The following is a 25,393-nucleotide window of genomic DNA, read 5'->3' on the forward strand; positions in this document are numbered from 1 at the left end:
CTGACTTGAGCATTGTCTGGATCCGTTTGGGGAATCATTGCGCCCTTACGGGGTCCGAACAGTGCTCGCCAACCCGGCATTGGTCGCTGGCCGTTGGTTTCATGATCTGTTTTCGGCGAGGGTTGCTCGTGATTGTTAGTCCCCATAATGCATCAAGAATCCCCGGCAATCGGTTGCGCAAGGCTCTGATGGCCAGCGTGGCGCTGGTTGGCCTGATGAGCGCGGGCCAGCTGTGGGCATTCAATCTTGACGATGTTGCAGCCAAGGCAAAGGATCTGGCCGGCCAGAAGTACGAAGCACCGAAAAGCAACCTGCCTGCGGTTTTCCGCGACATGAAGTTCGCCGACTACCAGAAGATTCGCTTCCTGCAGGAGAAAGCGGAGTGGGCCACGGACAAGACCCCCTTCAAGCTGTCCTTCTATCACCAGGGCATGCACTTCGACACCCCGGTGAAGATCAACGAAGTCACCGCCACCAAGGTCGAGGAAATCAAGTACGACCCGAGCCGCTTCGAGTTCGGTGACGTCCCGCATGACCCGGAAACCACCAAGAACCTGGGCTACGCCGGTTTCCGCGTGCTGTACCCGATCAACAAGGCCGACAAGCAGGACGAGATCATGACCCTGCTTGGTGCCAGCTACTTCCGCGTTGTGGGCAAGGGCCACGTGTACGGCCTGTCGGCCCGTGGCCTTGCCATCGACACCGCGCTGCCGTCGGGCGAGGAGTTCCCGCGCTTCACCGAATTCTGGGTCGAGAAGCCGAAGCCTGCCGACAAGCACCTGGTGATCTACGCCCTGCTCGACTCGCCACGCTCCACTGGCGCCTACAAGCTGACCCTGCGTCCGGGCACCGACACCATCGTCGACGTCAAGTCGCGTGTGTTCCTGCGTGACCAGGTCAGCCGCCTGGGCATCGCGCCGCTGACCAGCATGTTCCTGTTCGGCCCGAACCAGCCGTCGAAGGTCCTGAACTACCGTCCGGCCCTGCACGACTCCGAAGGCCTGGCCATCCATGCCGGCAACGGCGAGTGGCTGTGGCGCCCGCTGAACAACCCGAAACACCTGGCTGTGAGCAACTTCAGCATCGAGAACCCGCGTGGTTTCGGTCTGATGCAGCGTCAGCGCGCGTTCAGCGACTATGAAGACCTCGACGACAACTACCAGAAGCGCCCAAGCGCCTGGATCGAGCCCAAGGGTGACTGGGGCAAGGGTACCGTCGATCTGGTCGAGATCCCGACCGCTGACGAGACCAACGACAATATCGTGGCGTTCTGGAGCCCGGAAAAGCTGCCCGAGCCAGGTAAGCCGTTCGAGTACGACTACCGCCTGCACTGGACCATCGACGATGCCAAGTTCCAGGCCCCTGAGTTGGGCTGGGTCAAGCAGACCCTGCGCTCCACGGGCGATGTCAAGCAGTCCAACCTGATCCGTCAGCCTGACGGCAGCGTGGCCTTCCTGGTCGACTTCGCCGGCCCGGCGCTGGCCAGCTTGCCGGAAGATACCCCGGTGCGTAGCCAGATCAGCGTTGGCGACAACGCCGAGGTGGTCGAAAACAACCTGCGTTACAACCCCGAGACCAAGGGCTGGCGCCTGACCCTGCGCTTGAAGGTCAAGGAAGCCAACAAATCCACCGAAATGCGCGCGGCATTGGTACGCGACGTTCCGGTCGAGCCGGCCAAGGATGCCAAGCAGGACAAGGCTGCCGCCAAGCATGCCAAGGCTGAGAAGGTCGCCAAGACCGAACAGCCAGCCAAGGCCGAACAACCTGCCGCCGATGCGGCGTCCACCAACGGGACACCGGCCACCACCGAAAAAGTGCTGACCGAGACCTGGAGCTATCAGTTGCCTGCCGATGAGTAACTCAAGCGCACGGCCAGAGTCGCTTCGCGAATACCTGGCCCATCTACCACTGAGCGACGAGCAGCGTGCGGAACTCGCCAGCTGCACATCGTTCAGTGAGCTGCACCAACGTCTGGCGGCCAAACCGGCCGCCGACCCAACCGAGGCCGTGCAGGCCTCGGTCGGCCCGCGCCTGACCGTGGGCAGCGCCGCCGAGCTGGAAGACGCCGAGATGCTCAGCGTCGACGGCAGCGGCCGCCTGTGCCTGAAGATCGCCCCGCCGATCAAACGCACCAAGGTAGTGCCCGAGCCGTGGCGTACCAACGTACTGATTCGCATGTGGCGGCGCATGACCGGCCGCACCAACGCGCCGCAGCCGCCCAAGCGCGAGCTGCCGCCTGCGCGCTGGCGCACCGTGGGCTCGATTCGCCGCTACATCCTGCTGGCCTTGATGATCGGCCAGACCATCGTAGCCGGCTGGTACATGAAGGGCATCCTGCCTTACCAGGGCTGGTCGTTCGTCGACTTCGACGAAGTCGTGCAGCAACCGCTCTGGGATACCGTGGTGCAGGTTTGGCCCTATGCGCTGCAGACGTCCATCCTGATCCTCTTCGGCATTCTGTTCTGCTGGGTATCGGCAGGCTTCTGGACCGCGTTGATGGGCTTCCTCGAGTTGCTCACCGGGCGTGACAAGTACAAGATTTCGGGCAGCAGCGCTGGCAACGAGCCGATTGCCCCCGAAGCGCGCACCGCTCTGGTGATGCCAATCTGCAACGAAGACGTGCCGCGGGTGTTCGCCGGTCTGCGCGCCACCTTCGAGTCGGTGGCCGCCAGCGGTAACCTCGACCGCTTCGACTTCTTCGTGCTCAGCGACACCAACGACACCGACATCGCCGTCGCCGAACAGCAGGCCTGGCTGGACGTATGCCGCGAAACCAAGGGTTTCGGCCGCATCTTCTACCGCCGTCGCCGTCGCCGCGTGAAGCGCAAGAGCGGCAACCTCGACGACTTCTGCCGTCGTTGGGGTGGCGACTACAAGTACATGGTCGTGCTCGACGCCGACAGCGTCATGAGCGGCGAGTGCCTGAGCAGCCTGGTGCGCCTGATGGAGGCCAACCCCGACGCCGGCATCATCCAGACCGGGCCGAAAGCCTCGGGCATGGACACCCTGTATGCACGTCTGCAGCAGTTCGCCACCCGTGTATACGGCCCGCTGTTCACCGCCGGCCTGCACTTCTGGCAGCTGGGCGAGTCGCACTATTGGGGCCATAACGCGATCATCCGCATGAAGCCGTTCATCGAGCACTGCGCCCTGGCGCCGTTGCCCGGCAAGGGCGCCTTCGCCGGTGCGATCCTGTCCCATGACTTCGTCGAAGCCGCGTTGATGCGCCGCGCCGGTTGGGGCGTATGGATCGCCTACGATCTGCCGGGTAGCTACGAAGAGCTGCCGCCGAACCTGCTCGACGAGCTCAAGCGTGACCGTCGCTGGTGCCACGGCAACCTGATGAACTTCCGCCTGTTCCTGGTCAAGGGTATGCACCCGGTCCACCGCGCGGTGTTCCTCACCGGCGTGATGTCGTACCTGTCGGCGCCGTTGTGGTTCCTGTTCCTGGTGCTGTCGACGGCATTGTTGGCGACCAACACGCTGATGGAACCGCAGTATTTCATCGAGCCGTACCAACTCTACCCGCTGTGGCCGCAGTGGCACCCGGAGAAGGCTGTTGCGCTGTTCTCCACCACCATCGTGCTGCTGTTCCTGCCCAAGCTGCTCAGCGTCATCCTGATCTGGGCCAAGGGCGCCACCGAGTACGGCGGTCGCATCAAGGTCACCCTGTCGATGCTGATGGAGATGCTGTTCTCGATGCTGCTTGCCCCGGTGCGGATGATCTTCCATACCCGCTTCGTGCTGGCCGCCTTCCTTGGCTGGGCCGCGACCTGGAACTCGCCGCAGCGTGACGACGACTCCACCCCATGGAGCGAGGCGGTGCGCCGCCATGGCCCGCAGACTTTGCTGGGTATCGCCTGGGCGGCGCTGGTTGCTTGGCTGAACCCCAGCTTCCTGTGGTGGCTGGCGCCGATCGTCGGCTCGCTGGTGCTGTCGATTCCGGTTTCGGTGATCTCCAGCCGTACGCGCCTGGGCCTGGCGGCCAAGGACGAGAAGCTGTTCCTCATCCCTGAGGAATACGCGACGCCACAGGAACTGCTGGCGACCGACCAGTACACCCATGAAAACCGCTGGCACGCCCTGCACGATGGCTTCGTGCGCGCGGTGGTCGACCCACGGCAGAACGCCCTGGCTTGCGCCATGGCCACGGCCCGTCACGGGCAGGCTGCGCCGATCGAGGCGTTGCGTGCCGAGCGTGTGGCCAAGGCGATGGAGGTCGGGCCCAAAGGACTGGATCTCACTACCCGCCTGGCCCTGCTGAGCGACCCGGTGGCGCTCACCCGCCTGCACGAGCAGGTGTGGGCCGAGCACAACGCAGCGTGGATCGACGTGTGGCGTGCTTCGATCAAGAACGACCCGCATTCGCCGCTGTTGCCGCTGCACCCGGAGAACGAAGGCCAGCCGGCGCTGGCCGGCGCCTGATCGGGCCTCTTCGCGGGTGAGCCGCTCCCACAGGGTATTCAACGTCCCTGCAGGAGCGGGTTACCCGCGAAGCGTTTCGGGCCCCACCGATTTTGGCCAACAAAGTCCCCCCCGGCTCTAGGTCCCAGAGCCGCCATGCGTTAGCATCCTTCTCCGATATTCCGCATAGGCCTGTAAGGCCGTGCCAACAATAAGATTCGATTATTTTCTTGCTAGGGGACCTGGTGATGATCAAGAAATACCTCTCGCGACTGCTGGTCGGTGTCACCGCCCTGGTCGCCGTGACGGCGGCCCAGGCTGGCGCCATCGATGACGCGGTCAAGCGTGGCACCCTGCGTGTGGGCATGGACCCCACCTACATGCCGTTCCAGATGACCAACAAGCGCGGCGAAATCATTGGTTTCGAAGTCGATATCCTCAAGGCCATGGCCAAGTCCATGGGCGTCAAGCTGGAGACGGTCTCCACCGCCTATGACGGGATCATCCCGGCCCTGCTGACCGACAAGTTCGACATGATCGGCAGCGGTATGACCCTGACCCAGGAACGTAACCTGCGCCTGAACTTCAGCGAACCCTTCATTGTCGTGGGCCAGACCCTGCTGATCCGCAAGGAGTTGGCGGGCGAGATCAAGTCGTACAAAGACCTGAACAACGAGAAGTACCGCATTACCTCCAAGCTTGGCACCACCGGTGAGATGGTCGCCAAGAAGTTGATCAGCAAAGCCAAGTACCACGGCTACGACAACGAGCAGGAAGCGGTGATGGACGTGGTCAACGGCAAGGCCGACGCCTTCGTCTATGACGCGCCTTACAACGTGGTTGCGGTGGAGAAGGCCGGCGCTGGCAAGCTGCTGTTCCTCGACGAGCCCTTCACCTACGAGCCACTGGCTTTCGGCCTGAAGAAAGGCGACTACGACAGCATCAATTTCATCAACAACTTCCTGCACCAGATCAAGCATGACGGGACCTACGATCGTATTCACGACAAGTGGTTCAAGAACAAGGACTGGCTGAAGGAAATGGAATAAGGCCAGGCCACAAGCCCAGGCTTTGACCCCGACGCGCAGGCAAACCCTGCGCGTTCGCATTTACGGAAGTACCCTCGTGATCAAACACAAGAAAGCCCAGTGGCCCTGGCATGCGCTGACCGCGCTGGTCCTGGTGGGCCTGGCGTTCAGCCTGTACCTGGCCACCTCGATGATTTCCTACGAGTGGCGCTGGAACCGCGTGCCGCAATACTTCGCCTACCAGGCCGAAGAAGCCCAGCGCGCCGCCAGCTACGGCACGGTCCAGGACATCGTCGTTTCCGGTGACACCGCGCGTGTCACGCTCAAGGACGAAAACGGCGACCAGCAGGTGCTCGACGTGGCCAAGGACAGCCTGCAACTGAGCCGCGGTGACGATGTCTCCGAAGGCGATCAGATCGGTGTGACCCGTCACTGGGCAGCCGGTCCTCTGGCGTGGGGCTTGTGGACCACGCTGTGGATTTCTGTGGTTTCCGGGGCACTTGGCCTGGTGATCGGCTTGTTTGCCGGATTGTGCCGGCTTTCCAGCAACCCGACCCTGCGCGACCTTTCGACGGTCTATGTCGAGTTGGTGCGCGGTACGCCGCTGTTGGTGCAGATCTTCATCTTCTACTTCTTCATCGGTACGGTGCTCAACCTGTCCCGCGAATTCGCCGGGGTGGCGGCCCTGGCGCTGTTCACCGGCGCCTACGTCGCCGAAATCGTCCGTGCCGGCGTACAGTCGATCGCCAAAGGCCAGAACGAAGCTGCGCGCTCGCTGGGCCTGAACGCCAGCCAGTCGATGCGTCACGTGATCCTGCCTCAGGCATTCAAGCGCGTGCTGCCGCCCTTGGCCGGGCAGTTCATCAGCCTGGTCAAGGACACCTCGCTGGTTTCGGTGATCGCCATCACCGAACTGACCAAGAGTGGCCGCGAGGCCATTACCACCTCGTTCTCGACCTTCGAGATCTGGTTCTGCGTGGCAGGCCTTTACCTGCTGATCAACCTGCCGCTGTCGCACCTGGCCAGCCGGCTCGAGCGGAGGCTTGCGCAAAGTGATTGAAGTTCGTGACCTGTTGAAAGTCTTCGACACGCGTGGCCAAGTGGTGCGCGCGGTGGACAAGGTGACCACGCACGTGGCCAAGGGCGAAGTGGTGGTGGTGCTGGGCCCTTCGGGGTCGGGCAAGTCGACCTTCCTGCGTTGCCTCAACGGCCTGGAGCACTTCGACGACGGCCACGTGGCCATCGACGGCCTGCAGCTGGACGACCCGAAGACCGACATCAACGCCTACCGCCGTGAAGTCGGCATGGTGTTCCAGCATTTCAACCTGTTCCCGCACATGACCGTGCTCGAGAACCTGTGCCTTGCCCAGAAAGTCGTGCGCAAGCGTGGCAAGGCCGAGCGCGAGGCCAAGGCCCGGGCATTGCTGGAGAAGGTCGGGATCGCGCAGAAAGCCAACGAGTATCCGTCCCGGCTCTCGGGCGGCCAGCAGCAGCGGGTGGCGATTGCCCGGGCGTTGGCCATGGAGCCCAAAGTGATGCTGTTCGACGAACCGACCTCGGCGCTTGACCCGGAAATGGTCGGTGAAGTGCTCGATGTCATGAAGACCCTGGCCCAGGAGGGCATGACGATGGTCTGCGTGACCCACGAGATGGGCTTTGCCCGGGAAGTGGCGGATCGGGTGCTGTTCTTCGATCACGGCAAGCTGCTGGAAGATTCGTCGCCAGCGGAGTTCTTCGCATCGCCTAAGGACCCACGGGCACAGGCGTTTCTGCGGCAGGTGCTGTAACTGCGGGGCGCGTGATGCAGGTCATGCGCTTGCCGGGGGTGCTTCAGCGTTTATCCGACCAAGCGCCGCCCTCGCGGCGCATGGCGAGCGAGGCTCCTACGTTCGTTTCTGGCCAATTGACAGAGGCGCGCGCAGATCGCGCAGGGAAAACTGGCCCGAAACAGCCGTAGGAGCGAGCCTCGCTCGCGATGCGCCGCGCGAGCGGCGCTCGATTCACGCAACACCTCAAGACCGGTGCCGCAACCTCTCAAAGGCTGAACCGCCCCACCATCCCCCTCAGCTGTCGTCCCAACTGCTCCAGCTCACCACTGGACGCTGCGGTCTGCTCGCTCGCCGTACTGGTCTGGTCCGACGCATCGCGGACGTTGATCACGCTGCGGTTGATCTGCTCGGCCACCACGCTCTGTTCTTCGCTGGCCGTGGCGATCTGCTGATTCATGCCCTGGATACTCGAGACGGTATCGGTGATTTGACTCAACGCACAACCTGCCTTGCGACTCAACTCGACACTTTGCTCGGTCAGGAGCTTGCTGCTGTCGAGCAGTGTGGTGACCTCATCGGTCCCGCTGTGCAGGTTCTCGATCAGTTGCTCGATTTCTTCGGTCGATTGCTGGGTGCGCTGGGCTAATCCGCGCACTTCGTCGGCGACCACGGCAAAACCGCGACCGGCCTCCCCAGCGCGGGCCGCCTCGATGGCCGCGTTCAGCGCCAGCAGGTTGGTCTGCTCGGAAACCGACTTGATCACATCGAGAATGCTGCCGATCCGCTCGCTTTCTCCGGCAAGGTGCTGCATGGCGGCCAGGCAGCGGTCCATTTGCCCCGCCAGTTGCTCGATGCGACCAATGGCTTGCGCCACCACCTGATCGCCCAGCTGTGCCTGGTGATCGGCGTTGGTGGCCGCCAGCGAGGCCTGTTCGGCATTCTGTGCCACCTCTTGCACGGTCGCGCTCATCTGGTTCATGGCCGTGGCCACCTGGTCGGTTTCCTCGCGTTGCTGATTGATCTGTTGCTTGGTGTCTTCGCTGCTGGCAGCCAGCTGTGTCGCGGCCTGGGACAGGTGGCTGACGCCCTGGTCGATACCGCCGATCAGCTCACGGAGGCTGATGGTCATCTCGCGCATGCTCGCTTGGAGTTGCCCCATTTCGTCGCGCCGTTGTACTGGCTCCAGTTGACTGAGGTCGCCACGGGCGATGCGTGCAGCCAAGGCCAGGGTCTGGCGCAGGGGTTGGGTGATCTGCAAGGTGATCAACCAGCCGGCCACCACGCCCACCACCAAAGCCAGCATGGCGACGCTAGTAAGCAGCGAACGGGCCGCCAGAGCCTCGCTGTCTCGCTGCTCGATCTTTCTCTGGCTCAGTTCCAGACTGGTGGCGCCCAGCTCATCGCCCATTGTTTCCATGCGCTCCTGCAGTTGCTCGACAGCCAGGGCAGCGTTGCGGTATTCGTTCAAGCTGGTCCGGTACTTGGCCAGTTCGACGCCGGGCTGCTCTCTCAATGCGCGGGATAGCCCCAGGGGAGCAAGGCCGACAAGCAACTGGGCGAGGCCTTTGTCGGCCGCATCCAGTGCTGAGTCCCCGACCTTGGCGAAGTCACTGAGCGGCGAGAAGGTGTAGGCCGGCATCTGGCTCTGCTGGTTGGCCCCATCTATGTGCCGGCCAAGCGTGTCCATCAGCCCCAGTACGCTTGCTTGCTGGCTGTCGGCAGGCATTTTCAGCAAGGCCTGGGTCTGTAGCTCGTCGATTACCTCGCTGAGTGTCTGCTCCTGCATCGCCATGGCCTGGCGTAGCGTCTGGCGGCTCTCGACCGTGCGTTGCAGGGTGGCGAAATCCTCGCGCAGACGCTGCAACTGCTGCAGCTTCTGCGTGAGCATCTGGCGTGAGGCATCCACGCCACTGCGCTGATGCAGGGTGGTCAGCATGCTTTCGAGTTGTTCGAGTATCTGCCCGATGCGGGCCTTGCTGGTGTCGTCGCTGAGGACACGGTAGGTAATGCGCTCGGCGCGCAGGTCCTTGACCAGGTCGTTGATCAGGCCGATTTCACTGAGCTGTTCCGAGCGCTCGATGGCGCCGTCCAGGGCGGTCCAGCCGGTGACGGTGGTGGTCAGGGTAAGCAGCAGGACCACGGCGAAGCCCATGGCGAGCTTCGCGGCGACGCTGATGTTGCCGAGCTTGCGATTGAGGTAGCCGAACATGTTGAGTCTCCGTGCGATTGAGAGGGGGATGAGGGCGCATTGCCAGCATCACACCTCTGCCAATCGGCAGCGGAGCTGTAGGACTTGACCTGAAAATCAGGTAGGAAATTTCACCGCAGCATGCAAGAAAATTCTGCCTGTACTGGCCTCCGCACGGGACTACCCCCGAAGAGGCCAGTACAGGCGCCCCCCGGGCAGCCTAGAGCCTGAACCGCCCCACCAACCCTTGCAGGTGCGTACCCAGGCGTGCCAGTTCCACGCTGGAGCTGGCTGTTTCCTCGCTCGCCGCCGAGGTCTGGTCGGAGATGTCCCGCACATTCATCACGCTGCGGTTGATCTCCTCGGCCACGGCGCTTTGCTGCTCGGCAGCCGTGGCGATTTGCTGGTTCATCGCCTGGATCGACGACACGGTGCGGGTGATGGTCTCGAGCGAGCTGCCGGCACGGCGGGTCAGTTCGACACTGCTGTCGGTGAGTCCGCGGCTGCTGTCCATGACGTTGGCCACGCGCTCGGTGCCACTTTGCAGGCCGGCGATCAGCTCTTCGATCTCTTCGGTCGACTGCTGAGTGCGCTGGGCAAGGCTGCGTACCTCGTCAGCGACCACGGCGAATCCGCGCCCGGCTTCGCCTGCGCGGGCCGCTTCGATGGCGGCGTTCAGGGCCAGCAAATTGGTCTGCTGTGCCACCGACTTGATCACGTCCAGCACGCTGCCGATCTTGTCGCTCTCGGCCTTCAACTGGTTCATGGCTTCGCTGGAATTGACCACCTCGTTGGCCAGACGCTCGATCTGGGCAATGGCTTCGCCGACCACCCGATCACCCTCACGGGCCTGCTGGTCGGCCATGACTGCCGCTTCCGACGCCTGCTCGGCGTTACGCGCCACTTCGTGAACAGTGGCCGACATTTCGTTCATGGCCGTCGCAACCTGGTCGGTCTCGACCTTCTGGTTGCTGACCCCGGCGCTGGTCTGTTCCGTGACAGCCGACAACTCCTCGGCGGCACTGGCGATCTGGGTGACGCCGTCGCCTATACCGCCGATCAGCTCTCGCAGGCTCTTGGTCATGCGCTGCATGGTCGCTTGCAGTTGGCCAAGCTCGTCGCGGCGATCGACCGGCAGATCGTGGCGCAGGTCGCCATCGGCCACGCGCTCGGCGGCGGTGAGCGTATTGCGCAGCGGAATGATGATTTGACGGGTGATGACCCAGGCGGCCAGCACGCCCAACAGCAGAGCCAGGCCCGTTGCGGCGGCCAGCATCATCTTGGCCTGGCGAGTGCCGGCATTACGCACGTCAGTCTGCGAAACCGTCATTGCCTGGCTGGCCTGCAGCAACACCGTGCCTTGCTCAGCCATGCGTTGCAGGGCCTGTTCGCTGGCCGCCTGGGCAGTACCGAACTGGCTGACCGCATCGCGGTAGCCCGCCAGCGCGGTGGCTGCGTCGTCGAGGCTGGAGGCGTGTTCGGCGCCCACTTTGGCAGGCAGTGCCTTGAGTTCGGCCATGGCCTGGTCGATAGCTTGCAGAGCGGTCTGCTGGAAGTCGGCATTGCCGCTGTAGGTGTAGCCCCGTACCTGGAAGCGCGCTTGCTGCAGCAGGGCGCTGACTTCAACGGCGTACTGATACTGGTTGATATCGCCGCCTTGCAGCAGGCGCTGCTGGACCTTGCCGATCAGGTCGGCAGCCTTGTCGGCACTGTCACCCAGCACGCTGCGGCTGGCTTCGCGGCGTTGGCTGGACTGCTTGAGCTGGTTGAAAGCCTGCTGGTACTGGCGAACGGCTTCCTGTTGTTGTTCCAGGCGCTGGCGATCGACTGGCTGTTCGATCTGGCCGAGCATCAGTTGCACCTGGCGCTCCAGGTTCGTCAGGGACTTTTCCAGCTCGCCGATGGAGGTCTCATCACGTTTGCGCTCATAGTGCTGGCGCGCGATGCGTAGTTCCTGGGTGTACTGGTAGATCACGGAAATATTGCCTAGCTTGTCGCCACGGTCGATGACGCTGTCCAGGCCTTTCCAACCGGTCAGCGTGATAGCCAGGGTCAGCAGCAGCACCAGCCCGAACCCCAGCCCCAATTTGCGATTGACGCTCATATTTCCCAGCGATTGGGCAAACCAACGGTACATGATCGACTCCCCGGTTAACTCGCAACACGGATTATTGTTGTGTTGTTAAACCATCGGCCTGCGCGGAGGAAACTTGATGGGCAGAAATATCTGACTTAACTGTCAGAATATTCGCGATAACAGTGCAGTGACGGCAGTTTCGACTCGCAGGATGCGGTCACCCAGTTGCACAGGTGTCAGCCCGGCCTTGCCCAAGAGCTCGATTTCATAGGGAATCCAGCCGCCTTCAGGGCCGATGGCCAGTGTCACGGGGCCTTCGACAGCGCGTGGGCACGCCGGGTAAGGGCCAGGATGACCGACCAGGCCAAGGGTGTTTTCGACGATGGCTGGCAGGCGGTCTTCGACGAACGGCTTGAAGCGCTTCTCGATGATGATCTCGGGCAGCACCGTGTCGCGGGCCTGCTCAAGGCCGAGGATGAGGTTTTCGCGGATGCTGTCGGGGTGCAGGAAAGGCGTTTGCCAGAAGCTTTTCTCGACCTTGTAGCTGTTGACCAGGACCAACCGGGGCACGCCAAGGGTGGCAACGGTCTGGAACAGCCGGCGCAGCATCTTCGGCCGTGGCACGGCCAGCACCAGGGTCAATGGCAGCTTGGCCGGTGGCGGCTGGTCGAAGCTGACGTCCAGCTCCGCCTGGTGTTTCTCCAGGCGGACCACTGTCGCTTTGCCCATCAGGCCACCGATACGTCCGACGCGCAGGGTATCCCCCACCGCGACCCGGTGGATCTCCTGCATGTGGGTGAAACGGCGGTCGGCCAGGACGACGCGGTCGGCCGAAACGAAGTCGGCCTCCTCCAGTAACAGCAGGTTCACGATTGCGTCGCTGGCGGTTGGTCGTTGTGGTCGTCTGCGGCTTCGTTCTCGTGGCCGCGTTTACGGATCAGGCTGCCACACAGCACGCCGATCTCGAACAGCAGCCACATGGGGACCGCCAGCAAGGTCTGGGAGAAGATATCCGGTGGCGTCAGGACCATGCCGACCACGAAGCAGCCGATGATCACGTAGGGGCGGATCTTCTTCAGGTACTTCACGTCGACCACGCCGATCCACACCAGCAGCACCACGGCCACTGGGATCTCGAAGGCGACGCCGAAGGCGAAGAACAGCGTCATGACGAAATCCAGGTAACTGGCAATGTCCGTCATCATCGACACGCCTTCCGGCGTGGCGCTGGCGAAGAAACCGAAGATCAGCGGGAACACCAGGAAATAGGCGAAGGCCATGCCGGCATAGAACAGCAGGATGCTCGACACCAGCAATGGGATAGCGATGCGCTTTTCATGGCGGTACAGCCCTGGCGCGATGAAGCCCCAGATCTGCTGGAGGATGAACGGGATCGCCAGGAACAGCGAGACGATCATGGTCAGTTTGAACGGCGTCAGGAACGGCGAAGCCACGTCGGTGGCGATCATCGTCGCATTGGCTGGCAGGTGTTCGCGCAGCGGGGCCGAGACCAGGGTGTAGATCTGCTGGGCGAACGAGAACAGCCCGGCAAAGATCAGGAAGATGACCGCCACGCAGCGCAGCAGGCGGGTACGCAGTTCAGTCAGGTGCGAAACCAGCGGCATCGGCTGGTCGTGTTCCGGATTTTCGCTCATGGGGCTCGCGGCGGTTGGGGCTGTTCGGACGTTTCCGGCGCACCGCCGGAGGTTACAGGCGTTGTCGCGGCTGCGGCGGGCGGTTGGCCAGGCGCGGCGGTCGGCGGCTGAGCGGGCGGCGTCTGTGGGTTGAGGATGCGCCGTGCTTCCTGCTCCATCTGCAGGATGTGCTCGTTGTGCAGCTGGCGGCGGATGTCGTCGGCGCCGATTTCACGCTCGACTTCCATCTTGATGCTGTTGAAGCTGCGCTTGAGGCGGCCGATCCACAGCCCAGCGGTACGGGCGGCGCCGGGCAAGCGCTCGGGTCCGAGCACCAGCAGGGCAACCAGGCCGACGAGCAGCAACTCGCTGAAGCTGATGCCGAACATGGGTCAGTCTTTCCGTTGCGGCTCTTGGACCGGCTGGGCCTGGCCCTCGATGGTCTGGCCCTGGGCTTGTTGCGGCGCGCTTTGCACCGGCGGCACGGGTTGGGCTGGGGGAGGCGTCTGTTCGGCTGGCTTGTTCTCTTCTTCGTTCATGGCCTTGCGAAAGCCCTTGATCGACTCGCCAAGGTCGCTGCCGAAGTTCTTCAGCTTCTTGGTGCCGAAGACCAGGACTACGACGACCAGCAGGACAATCCAGTGTTTCCAGTCAAAAATACCCATTTCGTACTCCTGAAATTTACAGGTACAGCGAAATTGTCTGGCAGCGCGGTCCCTGTGGGAGCGGTTTCACCCGCGAACACCGGCTAAGCCGGGCGATGCACCGCGTTGCACTCTTCGCGGGTAAACCCGCCCCCACGATAGGCGCGCCAAGCGCCCTCGAAAACGTATCAGGCAGAAGGCTGACGCGCGGCCTTCTCGTCATGCCCGGAAAGACCGAAACGACGCTCCAGCTCATCGAGCACGGCTTGCGGATGCTGGCCCAGCGCACTGAGCATCACCAGGCTATGAAACCACAAGTCGGCGGTTTCATAGATGACATCGCTGTAATCCTTGCTGACGGCAGCATCCTTTGCAGCGATGATGGTTTCGACGGACTCTTCGCCAAGTTTCTCAAGGATCTTGTTCAGGCCCTTGTGGTACAGGCTGGCCACGTAAGAGCTGTCGGGGGCCGCTTGCTTGCGTTGCTCAAGCACTTCGGCCAGGCGGTTCAGGGTGTCGCTCATGTCAGTGTCCTGCGCTGTAGATGGCGTGCGGGTCCTTCAGGACCGGGTCGACGGTTTTCCACTGGCCGTCTTCGTAGACGCGGTAGAAGCAGCTTTCGCGTCCGGTATGGCAGGCGATATGGCCCAGTTGCTCGACCATCAGGATGATCACATCGGCATCGCAGTCCAGGCGCATTTCGTGCAGCTTTTGCACATGGCCCGACTCCTCGCCCTTGCGCCACAGCTTGCCACGTGAGCGCGACCAGTAGATAGCGCGTTGTTCGGCGGCGGTCAGGGCCAGCGATTCGCGGTTCATCCAGGCCATCATCAGCACGCGTCCGGTCTTATGGTCCTGGGCGATTGCCGGTACCAGGCCATCGCTGTTCCACTTGATCTCGTCCAGCCAGTCTTTCATCGTCGACTCCAAAACCGGGCCCGCGCCTGTGCCGAGCCCTTTGCGCTAGTGTGCCAGCCAGCCACGCTGCTGGCTATTGGCGCACGATCAGGTAAAGCCCCGCGGCCAGCATCAACCAGGCCGGCCAGGCGACAGGGGCGGCCAGGCTGGCGGTCTCGGCAGCGCCCACCGCCAACACCGCGCCACCGCCGAGCAGTCCCGCACCGAGCAGGCGCAGCGCCCAGCGGTCGCCCTGGCGACGACGCTCCGGCAACTGCGGATCGTGCAGGTGCGGTTGTGACAGGCGTTCGAGCAAGTCGCGGGTCATGTCGGCCAGGTGCGGCAGTTGCTCGACCTGGCTGTGCAGGTTGCCCAGAACCGCCTTGGGGCTCATGCGCTCGCGCATCCAACGCTCCAGGTACGGCTTGGCGGTGCTCCACAGGTCCAGGTCCGGGTACAGCTGACGGCCCAAGCCCTCGATGTTGAGCAAGGTCTTCTGCAGCAGCACCAGTTGCGGTTGCACTTCCATGTTGAAGCGCCGTGCGGTCTGGAACAGGCGCATCAGTACCTGGCCGAAGGAAATGTCCTTGAGTGGCTTCTCGAAGATCGGTTCGCATACGGTGCGGATAGCTGCTTCGAACTCATTGACCTTGGTGTGCGCCGGTACCCACCCAGAGTCGATGTGCAATTGCGCGACACGGCGGTAGTCACGCTTGAAGAAGGCGATCAGGTTGCGCGCCAGGTAGTCCTGGTCCTCGGCGGTGAGGCTGCCGACGATGCCGCAGTCGATGGCAATGTACTGCGGGCTCCACGGCTTGACCGTGCTGACGAAGATGTTGCCTGGGTGCATGTCGGCATGGAAGAAACTGTCGCGGAACACCTGGGTGAAGAACACCTCGACACCCCGTTCGGCCAGCATCTTCATGTCGGTACGCTGGTCGGCCAAGGTCACCATGTCGGTCACCGGTACGCCATAGATGCGCTCCATCACCAGCACCTTCGGGCGGCACAGGTCCCAGTAGACCTGGGGCACGTACATCAGCTCCGAGCCCTCGAAATTACGCCGCAACTGGCTGGCATTGGCCGCCTCGCGGAGCAGGTCGAGCTCGTCGTAGATGGTTTTTTCGTAATCGCTGACCACTTCCACCGGGTGCAGGCGGCGCGCATCGGCCGACACCCGTTCGGCGCCCTTGGCGATCAGGAACAGCCACGCCAGGTCCTGGGCAATCACCGGCTTGAGGCCGGGGCGTACCACTTTGACCACCACCTCTTCGCCGGTTTTCAAGCGCGCGGCGTGCACCTGGGCCACCGATGCCGAGGCCAGGGGCTCGACATCGAAGCGACTGAACACATCGCTGACCCGGGCGCCCAGTTGCTCTTCGATCAGGGCCACGGCCTTTTTCGGGTCGAAGGGCGGGACACGGTCCTGCAGCAGCATCAGCTCGTCGGCGATGTCGGTGGGCAGCAGGTCGCGGCGGGTGGAGAGCAACTGGCCGAACTTGATGAAGATCGGCCCCAGGTCTTGCAAGGCCAGGCGCAGGCGCGCACCACGGCTGAGCTCGGAAGGCTTGCGCGGCAGCCAGCGCCAAGGCATCAGCAGGCGCAGGCTCATCAGCCACCAGGGCAGGGGCAGGTCGAACAGCAGGTCATCGAGGCGGTAGCGGATCACGACGCGCTGGATGCGCAACAGACGGCGGACGGCAAGCAGCTTCATGCTTTATCGCTGGTATCAAGGGATCGGGAAAGGCGCTGGAGGCGCGCCTCGAGGCGTTCGATGTCGACTTTAAGGGCGTCGAGCTCGCTGAAGGCGGCTTCGGCTTCGCGCTTGCCCACGAGGGTGCGCGACTCTTCGGCCAGGTACTCGGACAGGTTCTGGCTGAAGCGGGTCAGGCCTTGGCGGGTCCAGCGCGCGCGCAGACGAAGGTGGCCTGCGAGCAGCGAGGTGGCCACTGGTCCCAGCCAGCGCGACAGCTCGAACTCCCAGTCCAGTTCCAGGTCCTGCAGCACCCCGACCAGGTCGAGCAGCACGGCACTGTCACCATGCAATTCGACCTGTGGGCTGTGCAGCACGGCGTTCTTGTCTTTGGCCAGAGCCAGTTGGGCCAGGCTGCCCGCCGGGGCGCGAAGGCTGCAGTCGACCTCGCCCTCCCAGTGGGCTGCGAGCATCAGGCCTTCCTCGTCCGGCAGGATGAATACCTGCAGGGCGGGTTGGCGACAGTCGATTTCGATGACCTTGCCTTCCAGCGCAGCCAGCCGCGGCAGGGCGGTGCTGTCCATGCGCAGGACGCGGTTCAGGCCATGTTCGACGCTGGCGAGCAGCCCGGCCAGCAACATCAGGGCTTGATTCCCCGGTGCACGGCAACGATACCGCTGGTCATGTTGTGGTAGGTGACGCGGTCGAAACCGGCATCGACCATCATGGCCTTCAGGGTTTCCTGGTCGGGGTGCATGCGGATCGACTCGGCCAGGTAGCGATAGCTCTCCGAGTCGTTGGTGATCAGCTTGCCGGCCAGTGGCATGAAGGCGAACGAGTAGGCGTCGTAGGCCTTGGACATCAGCTTGTTGGTCGGCTTGGAGAACTCCAGTACCAACAGGCGACCACCGGGCTTGAGCACGCGCAGCATCGAACGCAGGGCTTCGTCCTTGTGGGTGACGTTACGCAGACCAAAGGCAATGGTCACGCAGTCGAAGTGGTTGTCGGGGAACGGCAGCTTCTCGGCATCGGCCTGGACGAACTCGATGTTGCCGGCAACACCACGGTCGAGCAGGCGGTCGCGGCCGACCTTGAGCATCGATTCGTTGATGTCGGCGAGCACCACCTGGCCGGTAGGGCCCACGAGACGGGAAAACTTGGCCGCCAGATCGCCGGTCCCGCCAGCGATGTCCAGCACGCGGTTGCCGCTGCGCACGCCCGACAGCTCGATGGTGAAGCGCTTCCACAGGCGGTGCATGCCGCCGGACAGCACATCGTTCATCAAGTCGTACTTGGCCGCCACCGAGTGGAACACCTCGGCGACCTTCTTCGCTTTTTGGCTTTCAGGCACGTCCTGGTAGCCGAAATGGGTGGTGGGTTCGGCGTGTTCGCCTTTGCGCTGGTCGTTCATATCGCTTCACCGGAAAAAATTACCGCCATTCTAGGGCGAACGGGCGGATTTGTCTTGGCGGGGTGTGCCTGGGGGAGGGGACGGGCATAATGGCGAGCATGTCTCATATCCAGGATCGTCCCCATGACCCAGATCAGCGTTGAACGCAAGCACTCCCTCGGCCGCGAAGCCGCCCGCGCCAAGGCCCAAGCGCTGGTGGAAAAGCTGTCCCGCGAATACGACCTCAAGGCCAACTGGAACGGTGACCGCGTCGATGTGACGCGCAGCGGCGCCAATGGCAGCGTCCATATCGGCGAGGACACCATTCGGGTCGAACTGAAGCTGGGCATGATGCTGTCGATCATGGGCAGCACCATCAAAAGCGAGATCGAGCGGGCGCTGGACAAGGCGTTGGCCTGATTCCACGGCCAGGGCGGTGCCCTCGCCAGTACCACCGCCCCACCTTAGGGTGAAGATTCTAATTTCACCCCCTACCTTATGCTCAAGCCCACCCCCCATGGGCTCATCCTCCCTCCACTCATGAGCATGAGGTACAGAGCATGGCCAAAGTGAACGTGAAGAAAAAGGACGAAGTCCTGGGTACCTTGGGCGAGGTACGCGGCTACGCACGCAAGATCTGGCTGGCGGGCATCGGCGCTTACGCCCGTGTCGGCCAGGAAGGCTCCGATTACTTCAAGGAGCTGGTAAAAGCCGGTGAAGGCGTCGAGAAACGTGGCAAGAAGCGCATCGACAAAGAGCTCGATGCCGCCAACAGCCACATCGACGAGGCCACCGAGGAAGTGAGTCGCGTACGTGGCAAAGTCGAAGTTCAACTCGACAAAATCGAAAAGGCCTTCGACGCACGCGTCGGTCGCGCCTTGAATCGCCTCGGCATTCCGTCTAAACATGACGTTGAGGCGCTGTCCATCAAGCTTGAACAGCTTCATGAGCTGCTCGAGCGCGTCGCGCACAAACCATAAGGAGAGCAGGATGGCTGGCAAGAAGAGTACCGACAAAGAAAGCAGCTCCTGGATCGGCGGGATCGAAAAGTACTCCCGCAAGATCTGGCTGGCAGGCCTGGGTATCTATTCGAAGATCGACCAGGATGGCCCCAAGCTGTTCGACTCGCTGGTGAAGGACGGCGAGAAGGCTGAGAAGCAGGCCAAGAAGACCGCTGAAGACGTGGCGGAAAGCGCCAAGTCCACCACCACCTCGCGTGTGTCCGGCGTCAAGGACCGTGCCTTGGGCAAGTGGAGCGAGCTCGAGGAAGCCTTCGACAAGCGCCTGAACAGTGCCATCTCGCGTCTGGGCGTGCCGAGCCGCAACGAGATCAAGGCCCTGCACCAGCAGGTGGACAGTCTGACCAAGCAGATCGAGAAACTGACTGGTGCGTCCGTCACCCCGATCTCCTCCCGTAGCGCGGCCAGCAAGGCTTCCGCAACCAAGACAGCGGCCAAACCGTTGGCCAAGGCTGCTGCCAAGCCTGCGGCGAAAACCGTAGCTGCCAAACCCGCCGCCAAGACCGCTGCAGCCAAACCAGCAGCTGCCAAGCCAGCAGCAGCCAAGCCAGCAGCGAAGCCGGCTACCAAGCCTGCGGCCACCAAGCCTGCTGCCGCGAAGAAACCGGCAGCGAAGAAGGCCCCGGCCAAACCGGCCGCCGCTAAGCCAGCAGCACCCGCTGCGAGCGCTGCTCCGGCCGCTACCGCCGCTCCGGCGCCTGCTGCCACTGCGGCCAGCAGCACGCCGTCGGCGCCGCTGAGCGTGGTCGGCCAGGCCTGATACCGCGCCGTGCCATCGCCGGCAAGCCAGCGCCTACACCTGAACCGTAGGAGCCGGCTTGCCAGCGATCGCGTCAACCCTTGTGCTCGCTTTCATCCTTCCAGATACCGCACCGCCAACTGTTCCGCCGCCACGCGCGCGGGTGGCTGCAGATGCGGCGCCACTAGCATCATCACCTGGTAGACCACGATCCCCACATCGCCTTCCCGGCCTAGTACCCGCTGGTAATCCAGCGAACACATCAAGGTCAGGGTGATCTGTTCCACCAGTTGCCCCAGCGCCTGCGTTTCGCTGACGACCTGCCCCTGGGCCTTGAGGCTGGCCAGCAAGGCAGCGAGCGTGCGCTTGAGGGCATTGATCAGGCTGCGGATGCCACGGGCCAGCTTCGGCAGGCGTCCGATCAGATTCGACAAGTCTTGGAACAGAAACCGGTACTGGGCCATGCGCTCGACGATCAGGTGCAGGAACAGCCAATAGTCCTCGGCGTCCAGACGTACATCCAGCGGAGGATCGAGCAGCGGCAGCAGTTCCTCTTCGAAGCGCTCGAACAACCCAATCACAAGTGGCTCCTTGCCATGGAAGTGGTAGTACAGGTTGCCGGGACTGATGCCCAGTTCGTTGGCGATCTCAAGGGTCGAGACATTGGGTTCGCCCTGCTGGTTGAACAACTGCAGGGCGCATTCGAGGATACGGTCGCGGGTCTTCATCCGGTCAAGGTGCTCAGCGTGCCAGTACGTAGCTGCCTGGCGCGGGGCCCAGCGGTGGATAGGTGCTGTTGCCTAGCTCCAGGCGCGGGGCCTTGAGCGGGCCGGAACGCGGTGTGATCCATTCCAGCCACAGCGGCCACCAGCTGCCATCGCTGCGCTTGGCGTCATGGAACCAGGCGCGAGGGTCGCTGGAGAGCTTTGGGTTGTCCAGGTAGTAGGACTTGGGGTTGCCAGGCGGGTTGATGATGCTCTGGATGTGCCCGCTGTTGGCCAGCACGAAGCGCCGCTCGCCCCCCAGCAGCAACGCCGATCGGTACACCGCGTCCCACGGGGTGATGTGGTCGTTGCTGCCAGCCACGGTAAAACTGTCGAGATCGACCTGCTTGAGGTCGATGGGCGTGCCACACACTTCCAGCCCCGCAGGGTGGGTCAGTGGATTGTGTTTGAAGAAGTCCAGCAGGTCGCCATGCAGCGCGGCGGGTAGGCGCGTGCTGTCGGCGTTCCAGTAGAGGATGTCGAAGGCCGGTGGGGCCTTGCCGAGCAGATAGTTGTTGACCCAGTAGTTCCAGATCAGGTCGTTGGGCCGCATCCAGGCGAAGATCCGCGCTACCTCGGCGCCATCGAGGACGCCACGTTGGTACGAGCGGCGTTTGGCTGCCTCGATGGTCTGCTCGTCTGCGAACAGGCTGGCCGGGCTGTCGAACTTGCTGTCGAGCAGGCTGACCAGGTAAGTCGCGCTGCGTACCCGGCGCAACTGATGCTTGGCTTGCAGGTGGCCCTGCAACGCCGCCATGGTCAGGCCACCCGCGCAGGCGCCCATCAGGTTGGGGTCACGGTTGCCGCTGATACTGCGGCAGGCATTGAGCGCTTCTTCGACGGCCTGGACGTAGGTGGACAGCCCCCATTCGCGGTGGCGTGGGTCGGGGTTGCGCCAGCTGATCATGAATACCTGCAGACCATTCTTGAGCATGTACTGGACGAAGCTGTTGGTCGGCCCCAGGTCGAAGATGTAGAACTTGTTGATCTGCGGCGGCACCACCAGTAGTGGCCGTGCATGCTGCTTCTCGCTCATTGGCTTGTACTGGATCAGCTCCAGCAGCTCATTGCGAAACACCACTGCGCCCGGGGTCGAAGCCAGGTTGCCGCCGACTTCGAAGGCGCGTTCGTCGACCTGGCGTGGCAGACCGTCGTTGTGGCGCAGGTCGTCGAGCAGGTGGGACACGCCCCTTAACAGGCTTTGGCCGCCAGTATTGAGCAGTTCTTTCACCGCCAGCGGGTTGAGCAGCGAGTTGCTTGGCGCCAGGGCATCGTTGATCAAGGTGAACAGAAACTGCGCGCGAGCCCGGTCGTCATCGGACAGTGAACTGTCTTCGATCCAGAGGCGGGTTTGCTTCTGCCAGGCCAGGTAGGCTTGCAGGCCACGACTGTAGAGCGGATTCTGGCTCCAGGTCGGATCGCTGAAGCGGTTATCGCGGGGGTTGGGCTGGTTGGGCGTATCGCCGAGCATCACCCGTCCCAGCTGGCCACCCAAGGCCAGCAGGTGGCGTGCGGTATGCAGCGGGTTGCGCAGGCCATGGCGCCCGACATGGCGCAGGGTGGAAATCAGGTCGCGACCACGCAGGCCGACGATGGCGCTCTGCACGTTCATGCTGCTCACGGGAGCGTGGATCGTCCCTCTTTCCGGTTTCTCTTTCATGTCAACACTCCCTCGTTGAACCGTTCTCACCTTCACGCCGTACAAACAAGAGCGCAGCGCGCTGCTCAGCCACCAGAGGCGGGCCGAGGGTGCATGACTGCCCGTTGGCGTTCTTCGTGGAGGAACTTCATGATGATCGGGGCCACGGCTTCTGCCCGTGTAATCAGGAACAGGTGGCCATCGTCGATTATGTGTAGCTCGGCGTTGGGAATTCGCCAGGCCAGCAAACGCATGTTGATCAGCGGGATCAGTGGGTCGTCGTCGCCTGCCAGTACCAGCGTGGGCTGGCTGATCTTGTGCAGCCAGTGAATGCTGGTCCAGCCAAGCCCCGCGAACAGTTGCCAGTAGTAGCCCATCTTGCCGCCGGAGCGAACCTTGGCGGCATGGTGCATGGCCAGTTCAGGGTCGCGGCGAAAACCGCCGCCGTAGATCAACGGTGCGATGCGGATTACATGGGAAGGCTGCACGTAGCGCCGGGGACTGGCCATCATCCACAACACCTTGGGCTTGCCTGGCACCATCACCGCGCCCGCGGCAGTCGCCGCCAGCACCAGTTTCTTGCAGCGCTCGGGGTAGTCATGAGCGAATTGCTGGGCAAGCGCTCCGCCCCAGGACACTCCGATGACGTTGACTTGGCCATAGTCGAGGTAGTCGAGCATGCGTGCGGTAAGCTTGGCCAAGCCGGGAAAGCGATAGGGGTGGCGTGGGGTCGACGAACCCCCGACGCCGGGCACATCGAAGGCGATGACTTCCAGGTCTGGGTCCAGGGCCTCGATGAACGGAAACACCAGTTCCAGGTTGGCACCGATGCCATTGAATATCAGCAACGGCGTCAAGTGCGGCTTGCCTGGTCGGACGGCGGTGCGGATGGACTGGTTGTCCAGCTCGACAGTCCTGAATATGTAAGGTTGCGGCATGCGCGTGACTCTGTGGTGAAAGTAGCGCCGTGGCTCACCGCTCGGTGGCCACGGCTGTGCAACTTAACGTTCGTGGACGTAGGTGCCTGGCGATGCCTCCCCGGCAGCGTAGGTGCGATTGCCAAGGCGCGTCGGTGCTTTCTTGAGCTCGCCTGCACGCTCGCCCAGCCAGCTTTGCCAGTGCAGCCACCAGGAGTCGGCGTGCTTGGTGGCGTTTTCCTGCCAGGCCAGTGGGTCGCCGGGGCGGTCGGCACCGGTCATGAAGCGCGCCTTGGGGTTGCCCGGCGGGTTGAGAATGCTCTGGATATGGCCGCTGCTGGAAAGCACGAACTCGATCTTGCCACCGAACAGATGCGCCGAGCGGTAGCATGACTGCCATGGCGTGATGTGGTCGGCAGTACCGGCAAGGCTATAGATATCGCATTTGACCTGTTTCAGGTCGATGGCTGTGCCGCACACTTCCAGCGCGTCGGGGCGGGTCAGCGGGTTGTTCTTGAACATCTCGATGAGGTCGCCGTGGAAGGCGGCCGGCAGGCGCGTGGTGTCGTTGTTCCAGAACAGGATGTCGAACACCGGTGGCTCGTTGCCCAGCAGGTAGTTGTTGACCCAGTAGTTCCAGATCAGGTCGTTGGGGCGCATCCAGGCGAAGACCTTGGCCATGTCGCTGCCTTCGAGCACGCCGGCCTGGTAGGAGTGGCGCTTGGCCGACTCGAGGGTCTGCTCGTCGACGAACAGCGCGACCTGGTTGTCCACCGTGGTGTCCAGCACACTGACCAGCAAGGTCAGGGCATTGACCTTCTTCTCACCCAGTGCGGCGTAGTGCCCGACCAGCGCGGTGCAGGTGATGCCGCCGGAGCAGGCGCCGAGCATGTTCAGGTCCTTGCTGCCGGTGATCGACAGCACGGCGTCCACCGCCTCCTTGAGCGCATCGATGTAGGTCGACAGGCCCCATTCGCGCTGGGCCTTGGTCGGGTTGCGCCAGCTGATGATGAATGTCTGCTGCTGGGAGCGCAGGCAGAAGCGTGCCAGGCTCTTTTCCGGGCTCAGGTCGAAGACATAGAACTTGTTGATCTGCGGCGGTACCACCAGCAGCGGGCGACTGTGCACCTGTTCGGTGATCGGGCTGTACTGGATCAGCTCCAGCACGTCGTTGCGGTACACCACCGCGCCCTCGCTGGTGCCGAGGTTCTTGCCCACTTCAAACGCCTTCATGTTCACCTGGCTGGGCATGCCGCCATTGTGCACGAGGTCCTTGGCCAGATTGGACAGGCCATCGAGCAGGCTCTTGCCGCCGGTTTCGAAGAAGCGTTTGACTGCTGCCGGGTTGGACAGGGTATTGGTCGGCGCCATCGCTTCGGTCATCAGGTTGATGACGAACTGGCCGCGACTGATGTCTTGCGGGGACAGGTCGCTTTCACCGATCCAGTCGTGCAGCTCCTTGCGCCAGGCCAGGTAGGTCTGCAGGTAACGACGGTACAGTGGGTTGTTGCTCCAGGCCGGATCGGTGAAGCGACGGTCGTCGTTCTCGGGTTTCAGGGCGGACTTGCCCAGCAACACGTTTTTCAATTCCAGGCCGAAATGCGCCACGTGCTTGGCACTGTGCAGGGGTTGGCGCACGGCCTGGCGCAGTACGGTACGAGCAGAGCTCAGCAGGTCCTTGCGGCGAATGCCGATGACCGGGTTCAACCCCAGGGTGTTTTCCGAGGCTTGCCGCTGCAACTCATCGTTGTTCTTGTTACTCATCTACGACGCTCCGTTGTCCTGAGACGCGTACCGGTTTTCCGTGACAGGTGCACGGACGACAGCCCGGTACTACTACTCGGTTGACCAGTGATAAGGAACAGCGGTACTGCGACCGGGTGCGTGTCGGTGATGAGCTGCGGGGATTCTGCGTGTGAAGACAGCCTGCTTTCGCTCGCGACCTCTACAACAACCAGCCTCTCCCCCGAACGCATGAATAGCGATGCAGGGAACTTGCCAGCTCCATTGGTTACCCGACTTTCATGTAATGCGCAAGACAACCCGTAGCGGGTCGTCACTAAGGCATTCAAGCAGATGAGATTAGAAAATGCGCTCTAATGCGTGCGGCCATTGAGCTAGAGCATCAGCTTGACGACGGATTCCGAGGGATCGCGGGATTTTCCGGCCTTGTGCAGTTCATCCAGGTACTCGGCCCAGAGTTGTTCCTGGCGCAGGCACAGTTGCTCGAGGTACTCCCAAGTGAACAAACCGCTGTCATGCCCGTCGTCGAAGGTCAATTTCAGTGCATATTGACCCGCCGGTTCCAAACCGACCAGACCGACGTTGATCTTGCCAAATTGCAAGATGGGATTGCCGTGGCCCTGGACCTCGGCGGAGGGGGAGTGCACCCGCAGGAATTCGGCAGGCAGGTGGTAGACCTCGTCGGGGCCGTAGGTGAGGCTGAGGGTTTTCGAAGCTTTGTGCAGGTTGATGGCGGTGGGCAGGCGGGCCATGGGGCGAATCTCTCGGACGCGGATATCGCTAGCTTCCAGCTTCCGCTGCAGGGATTCAAGGGCCCATTCGCGGCTAAACCCACCGCCACAGGCTCA

The 25,393-nt window shown here is 62.8% G+C and carries 24 protein-coding genes; 8 read left to right on the forward strand and 16 right to left on the reverse strand.

Going from position 1 to position 25,393, the window contains the following annotated elements:
* Positions 1 to 128: 128 nt before the first annotated feature.
* The 5 genes from VXM67_RS04130 to VXM67_RS04150 all read left to right on the forward strand — a co-directional run bounded on the left by VXM67_RS04130 (position 129) and on the right by VXM67_RS04150 (position 7,219).
* Positions 129 to 1,859: a glucan biosynthesis protein G gene (locus VXM67_RS04130; protein ID WP_202962683.1), complete on the forward strand. Its 1,731-nt coding sequence runs from the start codon at positions 129 to 131 to the stop codon at positions 1,857 to 1,859.
* Complete coding sequence (gene mdoH, locus VXM67_RS04135; protein WP_367237513.1) at positions 1,852 to 4,425, forward strand: glucans biosynthesis glucosyltransferase MdoH; 2,574 nt, start codon at positions 1,852 to 1,854, stop codon at positions 4,423 to 4,425. Before VXM67_RS04130 ends, mdoH begins: the two co-directional genes overlap by 8 nt.
* Positions 4,426 to 4,655: 230 nt before the next feature.
* Positions 4,656 to 5,453 carry a transporter substrate-binding domain-containing protein gene (locus VXM67_RS04140; protein WP_027907935.1) on the forward strand — a complete coding sequence of 266 codons (798 nt, stop codon included), beginning with the start codon at positions 4,656 to 4,658 and terminating at the stop codon, positions 5,451 to 5,453.
* A 76-nt stretch (positions 5,454 to 5,529) separates the two neighbouring features.
* On the forward strand, positions 5,530 to 6,492 hold the full coding sequence (locus VXM67_RS04145) for an amino acid ABC transporter permease (RefSeq protein WP_027907936.1): 963 nt from the start codon (positions 5,530 to 5,532) through the stop codon (positions 6,490 to 6,492).
* The gene (locus VXM67_RS04150) at positions 6,485 to 7,219 is read left to right on the forward strand and encodes an amino acid ABC transporter ATP-binding protein (RefSeq protein WP_023378307.1); all 735 of its coding nucleotides are present in this window, start codon (positions 6,485 to 6,487) and stop codon (positions 7,217 to 7,219) included. The genes VXM67_RS04145 and VXM67_RS04150 overlap by 8 nt, the downstream gene beginning before the upstream one ends.
* A gap of 247 nt (positions 7,220 to 7,466) precedes the next feature.
* Here VXM67_RS04150 and VXM67_RS04155 read toward each other — a convergent pair whose 3' ends face one another.
* The 11 genes from VXM67_RS04155 to ubiE all read right to left on the reverse strand — a co-directional run bounded on the left by VXM67_RS04155 (position 7,467) and on the right by ubiE (position 17,745).
* A complete protein-coding gene (locus tag VXM67_RS04155) occupies positions 7,467 to 9,410 on the reverse strand; it encodes a methyl-accepting chemotaxis protein (protein WP_367237514.1) in 1,944 nt (647 codons plus the stop codon).
* A gap of 199 nt (positions 9,411 to 9,609) precedes the next feature.
* A complete protein-coding gene (locus VXM67_RS04160; RefSeq protein ID WP_023378309.1) occupies positions 9,610 to 11,526 on the reverse strand; it encodes a methyl-accepting chemotaxis protein in 1,917 nt (638 codons plus the stop codon).
* Positions 11,527 to 11,628: 102 nt separating this feature from the next.
* On the reverse strand, positions 11,629 to 12,336 hold the full coding sequence (locus VXM67_RS04165) for a 16S rRNA (uracil(1498)-N(3))-methyltransferase (RefSeq protein WP_023378310.1): 708 nt from the start codon (positions 12,334 to 12,336) through the stop codon (positions 11,629 to 11,631).
* Positions 12,333 to 13,121: a twin-arginine translocase subunit TatC gene (gene tatC, locus VXM67_RS04170; protein WP_023378311.1), complete on the reverse strand. Its 789-nt coding sequence runs from the start codon at positions 13,119 to 13,121 to the stop codon at positions 12,333 to 12,335. Before tatC ends, VXM67_RS04165 begins: the two co-directional genes overlap by 4 nt.
* Positions 13,118 to 13,489 carry a Sec-independent protein translocase protein TatB gene (gene tatB, locus VXM67_RS04175; RefSeq protein ID WP_023378312.1) on the reverse strand — a complete coding sequence of 124 codons (372 nt, stop codon included), beginning with the start codon at positions 13,487 to 13,489 and terminating at the stop codon, positions 13,118 to 13,120. The genes tatC and tatB overlap by 4 nt, the downstream gene beginning before the upstream one ends.
* A gap of 3 nt (positions 13,490 to 13,492) precedes the next feature.
* Positions 13,493 to 13,765 carry a twin-arginine translocase TatA/TatE family subunit gene (locus VXM67_RS04180; protein ID WP_023378313.1) on the reverse strand — a complete coding sequence of 91 codons (273 nt, stop codon included), beginning with the start codon at positions 13,763 to 13,765 and terminating at the stop codon, positions 13,493 to 13,495.
* Positions 13,766 to 13,932: 167 nt separating this feature from the next.
* On the reverse strand, positions 13,933 to 14,268 hold the full coding sequence (locus VXM67_RS04185) for a phosphoribosyl-ATP diphosphatase (RefSeq protein WP_023378314.1): 336 nt from the start codon (positions 14,266 to 14,268) through the stop codon (positions 13,933 to 13,935).
* Between the two features lies 1 nt (position 14,269).
* Entirely contained in the window at positions 14,270 to 14,662 is a 393-nt protein-coding gene (hisI, locus tag VXM67_RS04190; RefSeq protein WP_023378315.1) for a phosphoribosyl-AMP cyclohydrolase, read from the reverse strand.
* Between the two features lie 73 nt (positions 14,663 to 14,735).
* Positions 14,736 to 16,355 carry a ubiquinone biosynthesis regulatory protein kinase UbiB gene (gene ubiB / locus VXM67_RS04195; RefSeq protein WP_023378316.1) on the reverse strand — a complete coding sequence of 540 codons (1,620 nt, stop codon included), beginning with the start codon at positions 16,353 to 16,355 and terminating at the stop codon, positions 14,736 to 14,738.
* Entirely contained in the window at positions 16,352 to 16,975 is a 624-nt protein-coding gene (locus VXM67_RS04200; RefSeq protein ID WP_023378317.1) for an SCP2 sterol-binding domain-containing protein, read from the reverse strand. Before VXM67_RS04200 ends, ubiB begins: the two co-directional genes overlap by 4 nt.
* Entirely contained in the window at positions 16,975 to 17,745 is a 771-nt protein-coding gene (ubiE, locus tag VXM67_RS04205; protein ID WP_023378318.1) for a bifunctional demethylmenaquinone methyltransferase/2-methoxy-6-polyprenyl-1,4-benzoquinol methylase UbiE, read from the reverse strand. The genes VXM67_RS04200 and ubiE overlap by 1 nt, the downstream gene beginning before the upstream one ends.
* Positions 17,746 to 17,868: 123 nt before the next feature.
* On the opposite strand from ubiE, the gene VXM67_RS04210 reads away from it, so the two are divergent.
* From VXM67_RS04210 to VXM67_RS04220, 3 genes are all read left to right on the forward strand, one after another.
* The gene (locus tag VXM67_RS04210) at positions 17,869 to 18,144 is read left to right on the forward strand and encodes a polyhydroxyalkanoic acid system family protein (protein ID WP_023378319.1); all 276 of its coding nucleotides are present in this window, start codon (positions 17,869 to 17,871) and stop codon (positions 18,142 to 18,144) included.
* A 140-nt stretch (positions 18,145 to 18,284) separates the two neighbouring features.
* Positions 18,285 to 18,704, forward strand: a complete 420-nt coding sequence (locus VXM67_RS04215) for a phasin family protein (RefSeq protein WP_023378320.1) — start codon at positions 18,285 to 18,287, stop codon at positions 18,702 to 18,704.
* Positions 18,705 to 18,714: 10 nt separating this feature from the next.
* Positions 18,715 to 19,503 (forward strand): phasin family protein, encoded by a 789-nt coding sequence (locus VXM67_RS04220; protein WP_023378321.1) that lies wholly within the window; start codon positions 18,715 to 18,717, stop codon positions 19,501 to 19,503.
* A 92-nt stretch (positions 19,504 to 19,595) separates the two neighbouring features.
* On the opposite strand, the gene VXM67_RS04225 is transcribed toward VXM67_RS04220, so the two are convergent.
* The 5 genes from VXM67_RS04225 to VXM67_RS04245 form a co-directional block, all read right to left on the reverse strand.
* The gene (locus VXM67_RS04225; protein WP_023378322.1) at positions 19,596 to 20,210 is read right to left on the reverse strand and encodes a TetR/AcrR family transcriptional regulator; all 615 of its coding nucleotides are present in this window, start codon (positions 20,208 to 20,210) and stop codon (positions 19,596 to 19,598) included.
* A 13-nt stretch (positions 20,211 to 20,223) separates the two neighbouring features.
* Positions 20,224 to 21,906 (reverse strand): class II poly(R)-hydroxyalkanoic acid synthase, encoded by a 1,683-nt coding sequence (gene phaC / locus VXM67_RS04230; protein WP_023378323.1) that lies wholly within the window; start codon positions 21,904 to 21,906, stop codon positions 20,224 to 20,226.
* A gap of 65 nt (positions 21,907 to 21,971) precedes the next feature.
* Positions 21,972 to 22,823: a poly(3-hydroxyalkanoate) depolymerase gene (gene phaZ, locus VXM67_RS04235; protein ID WP_023378324.1), complete on the reverse strand. Its 852-nt coding sequence runs from the start codon at positions 22,821 to 22,823 to the stop codon at positions 21,972 to 21,974.
* 63 nt (positions 22,824 to 22,886) lie between these two features.
* Complete coding sequence (gene phaC, locus VXM67_RS04240; RefSeq protein WP_023378325.1) at positions 22,887 to 24,566, reverse strand: class II poly(R)-hydroxyalkanoic acid synthase; 1,680 nt, start codon at positions 24,564 to 24,566, stop codon at positions 22,887 to 22,889.
* 353 nt (positions 24,567 to 24,919) lie between these two features.
* A complete protein-coding gene (locus VXM67_RS04245) occupies positions 24,920 to 25,297 on the reverse strand; it encodes a gamma-butyrobetaine hydroxylase-like domain-containing protein (RefSeq protein ID WP_023378326.1) in 378 nt (125 codons plus the stop codon).
* Positions 25,298 to 25,393: the final 96 nt, after the last annotated feature.

This window comes from Pseudomonas sp. Rh2, from assembly GCF_040762985.1.
GTDB lineage: Bacteria > Pseudomonadota > Gammaproteobacteria > Pseudomonadales > Pseudomonadaceae > Aquipseudomonas > Aquipseudomonas taiwanensis.

Coding starts and splice junctions, on each gene's coding strand:
- VXM67_RS04200 (WP_023378317.1), bottom strand. CDS start 16,975: ATGTTGCTGGCCGGGCTGCTCGCCAGCGTCGAACATGGCCTGAACCGC.
- VXM67_RS04180 (WP_023378313.1), bottom strand. CDS start 13,765: ATGGGTATTTTTGACTGGAAACACTGGATTGTCCTGCTGGTCGTCGTA.
- ubiB (WP_023378316.1), bottom strand. CDS start 16,355: ATGAAGCTGCTTGCCGTCCGCCGTCTGTTGCGCATCCAGCGCGTCGTG.
- phaZ (WP_023378324.1), bottom strand. CDS start 22,823: ATGCCGCAACCTTACATATTCAGGACTGTCGAGCTGGACAACCAGTCC.
- phaC (WP_023378325.1), bottom strand. CDS start 24,566: ATGAGTAACAAGAACAACGATGAGTTGCAGCGGCAAGCCTCGGAAAAC.
- phaC (WP_023378323.1), bottom strand. CDS start 21,906: ATGAAAGAGAAACCGGAAAGAGGGACGATCCACGCTCCCGTGAGCAGC.
- VXM67_RS04225 (WP_023378322.1), bottom strand. CDS start 20,210: ATGAAGACCCGCGACCGTATCCTCGAATGCGCCCTGCAGTTGTTCAAC.
- VXM67_RS04210 (WP_023378319.1), top strand. CDS start 17,869: ATGACCCAGATCAGCGTTGAACGCAAGCACTCCCTCGGCCGCGAAGCC.
- VXM67_RS04185 (WP_023378314.1), bottom strand. CDS start 14,268: ATGAGCGACACCCTGAACCGCCTGGCCGAAGTGCTTGAGCAACGCAAG.
- VXM67_RS04160 (WP_023378309.1), bottom strand. CDS start 11,526: ATGTACCGTTGGTTTGCCCAATCGCTGGGAAATATGAGCGTCAATCGC.
- VXM67_RS04220 (WP_023378321.1), top strand. CDS start 18,715: ATGGCTGGCAAGAAGAGTACCGACAAAGAAAGCAGCTCCTGGATCGGC.
- VXM67_RS04215 (WP_023378320.1), top strand. CDS start 18,285: ATGGCCAAAGTGAACGTGAAGAAAAAGGACGAAGTCCTGGGTACCTTG.
- VXM67_RS04245 (WP_023378326.1), bottom strand. CDS start 25,297: ATGGCCCGCCTGCCCACCGCCATCAACCTGCACAAAGCTTCGAAAACC.
- tatB (WP_023378312.1), bottom strand. CDS start 13,489: ATGTTCGGCATCAGCTTCAGCGAGTTGCTGCTCGTCGGCCTGGTTGCC.
- VXM67_RS04155 (WP_367237514.1), bottom strand. CDS start 9,410: ATGTTCGGCTACCTCAATCGCAAGCTCGGCAACATCAGCGTCGCCGCG.
- ubiE (WP_023378318.1), bottom strand. CDS start 17,745: ATGAACGACCAGCGCAAAGGCGAACACGCCGAACCCACCACCCATTTC.
- mdoH (WP_367237513.1), top strand. CDS start 1,852: ATGAGTAACTCAAGCGCACGGCCAGAGTCGCTTCGCGAATACCTGGCC.
- hisI (WP_023378315.1), bottom strand. CDS start 14,662: ATGAAAGACTGGCTGGACGAGATCAAGTGGAACAGCGATGGCCTGGTA.
- tatC (WP_023378311.1), bottom strand. CDS start 13,121: ATGAGCGAAAATCCGGAACACGACCAGCCGATGCCGCTGGTTTCGCAC.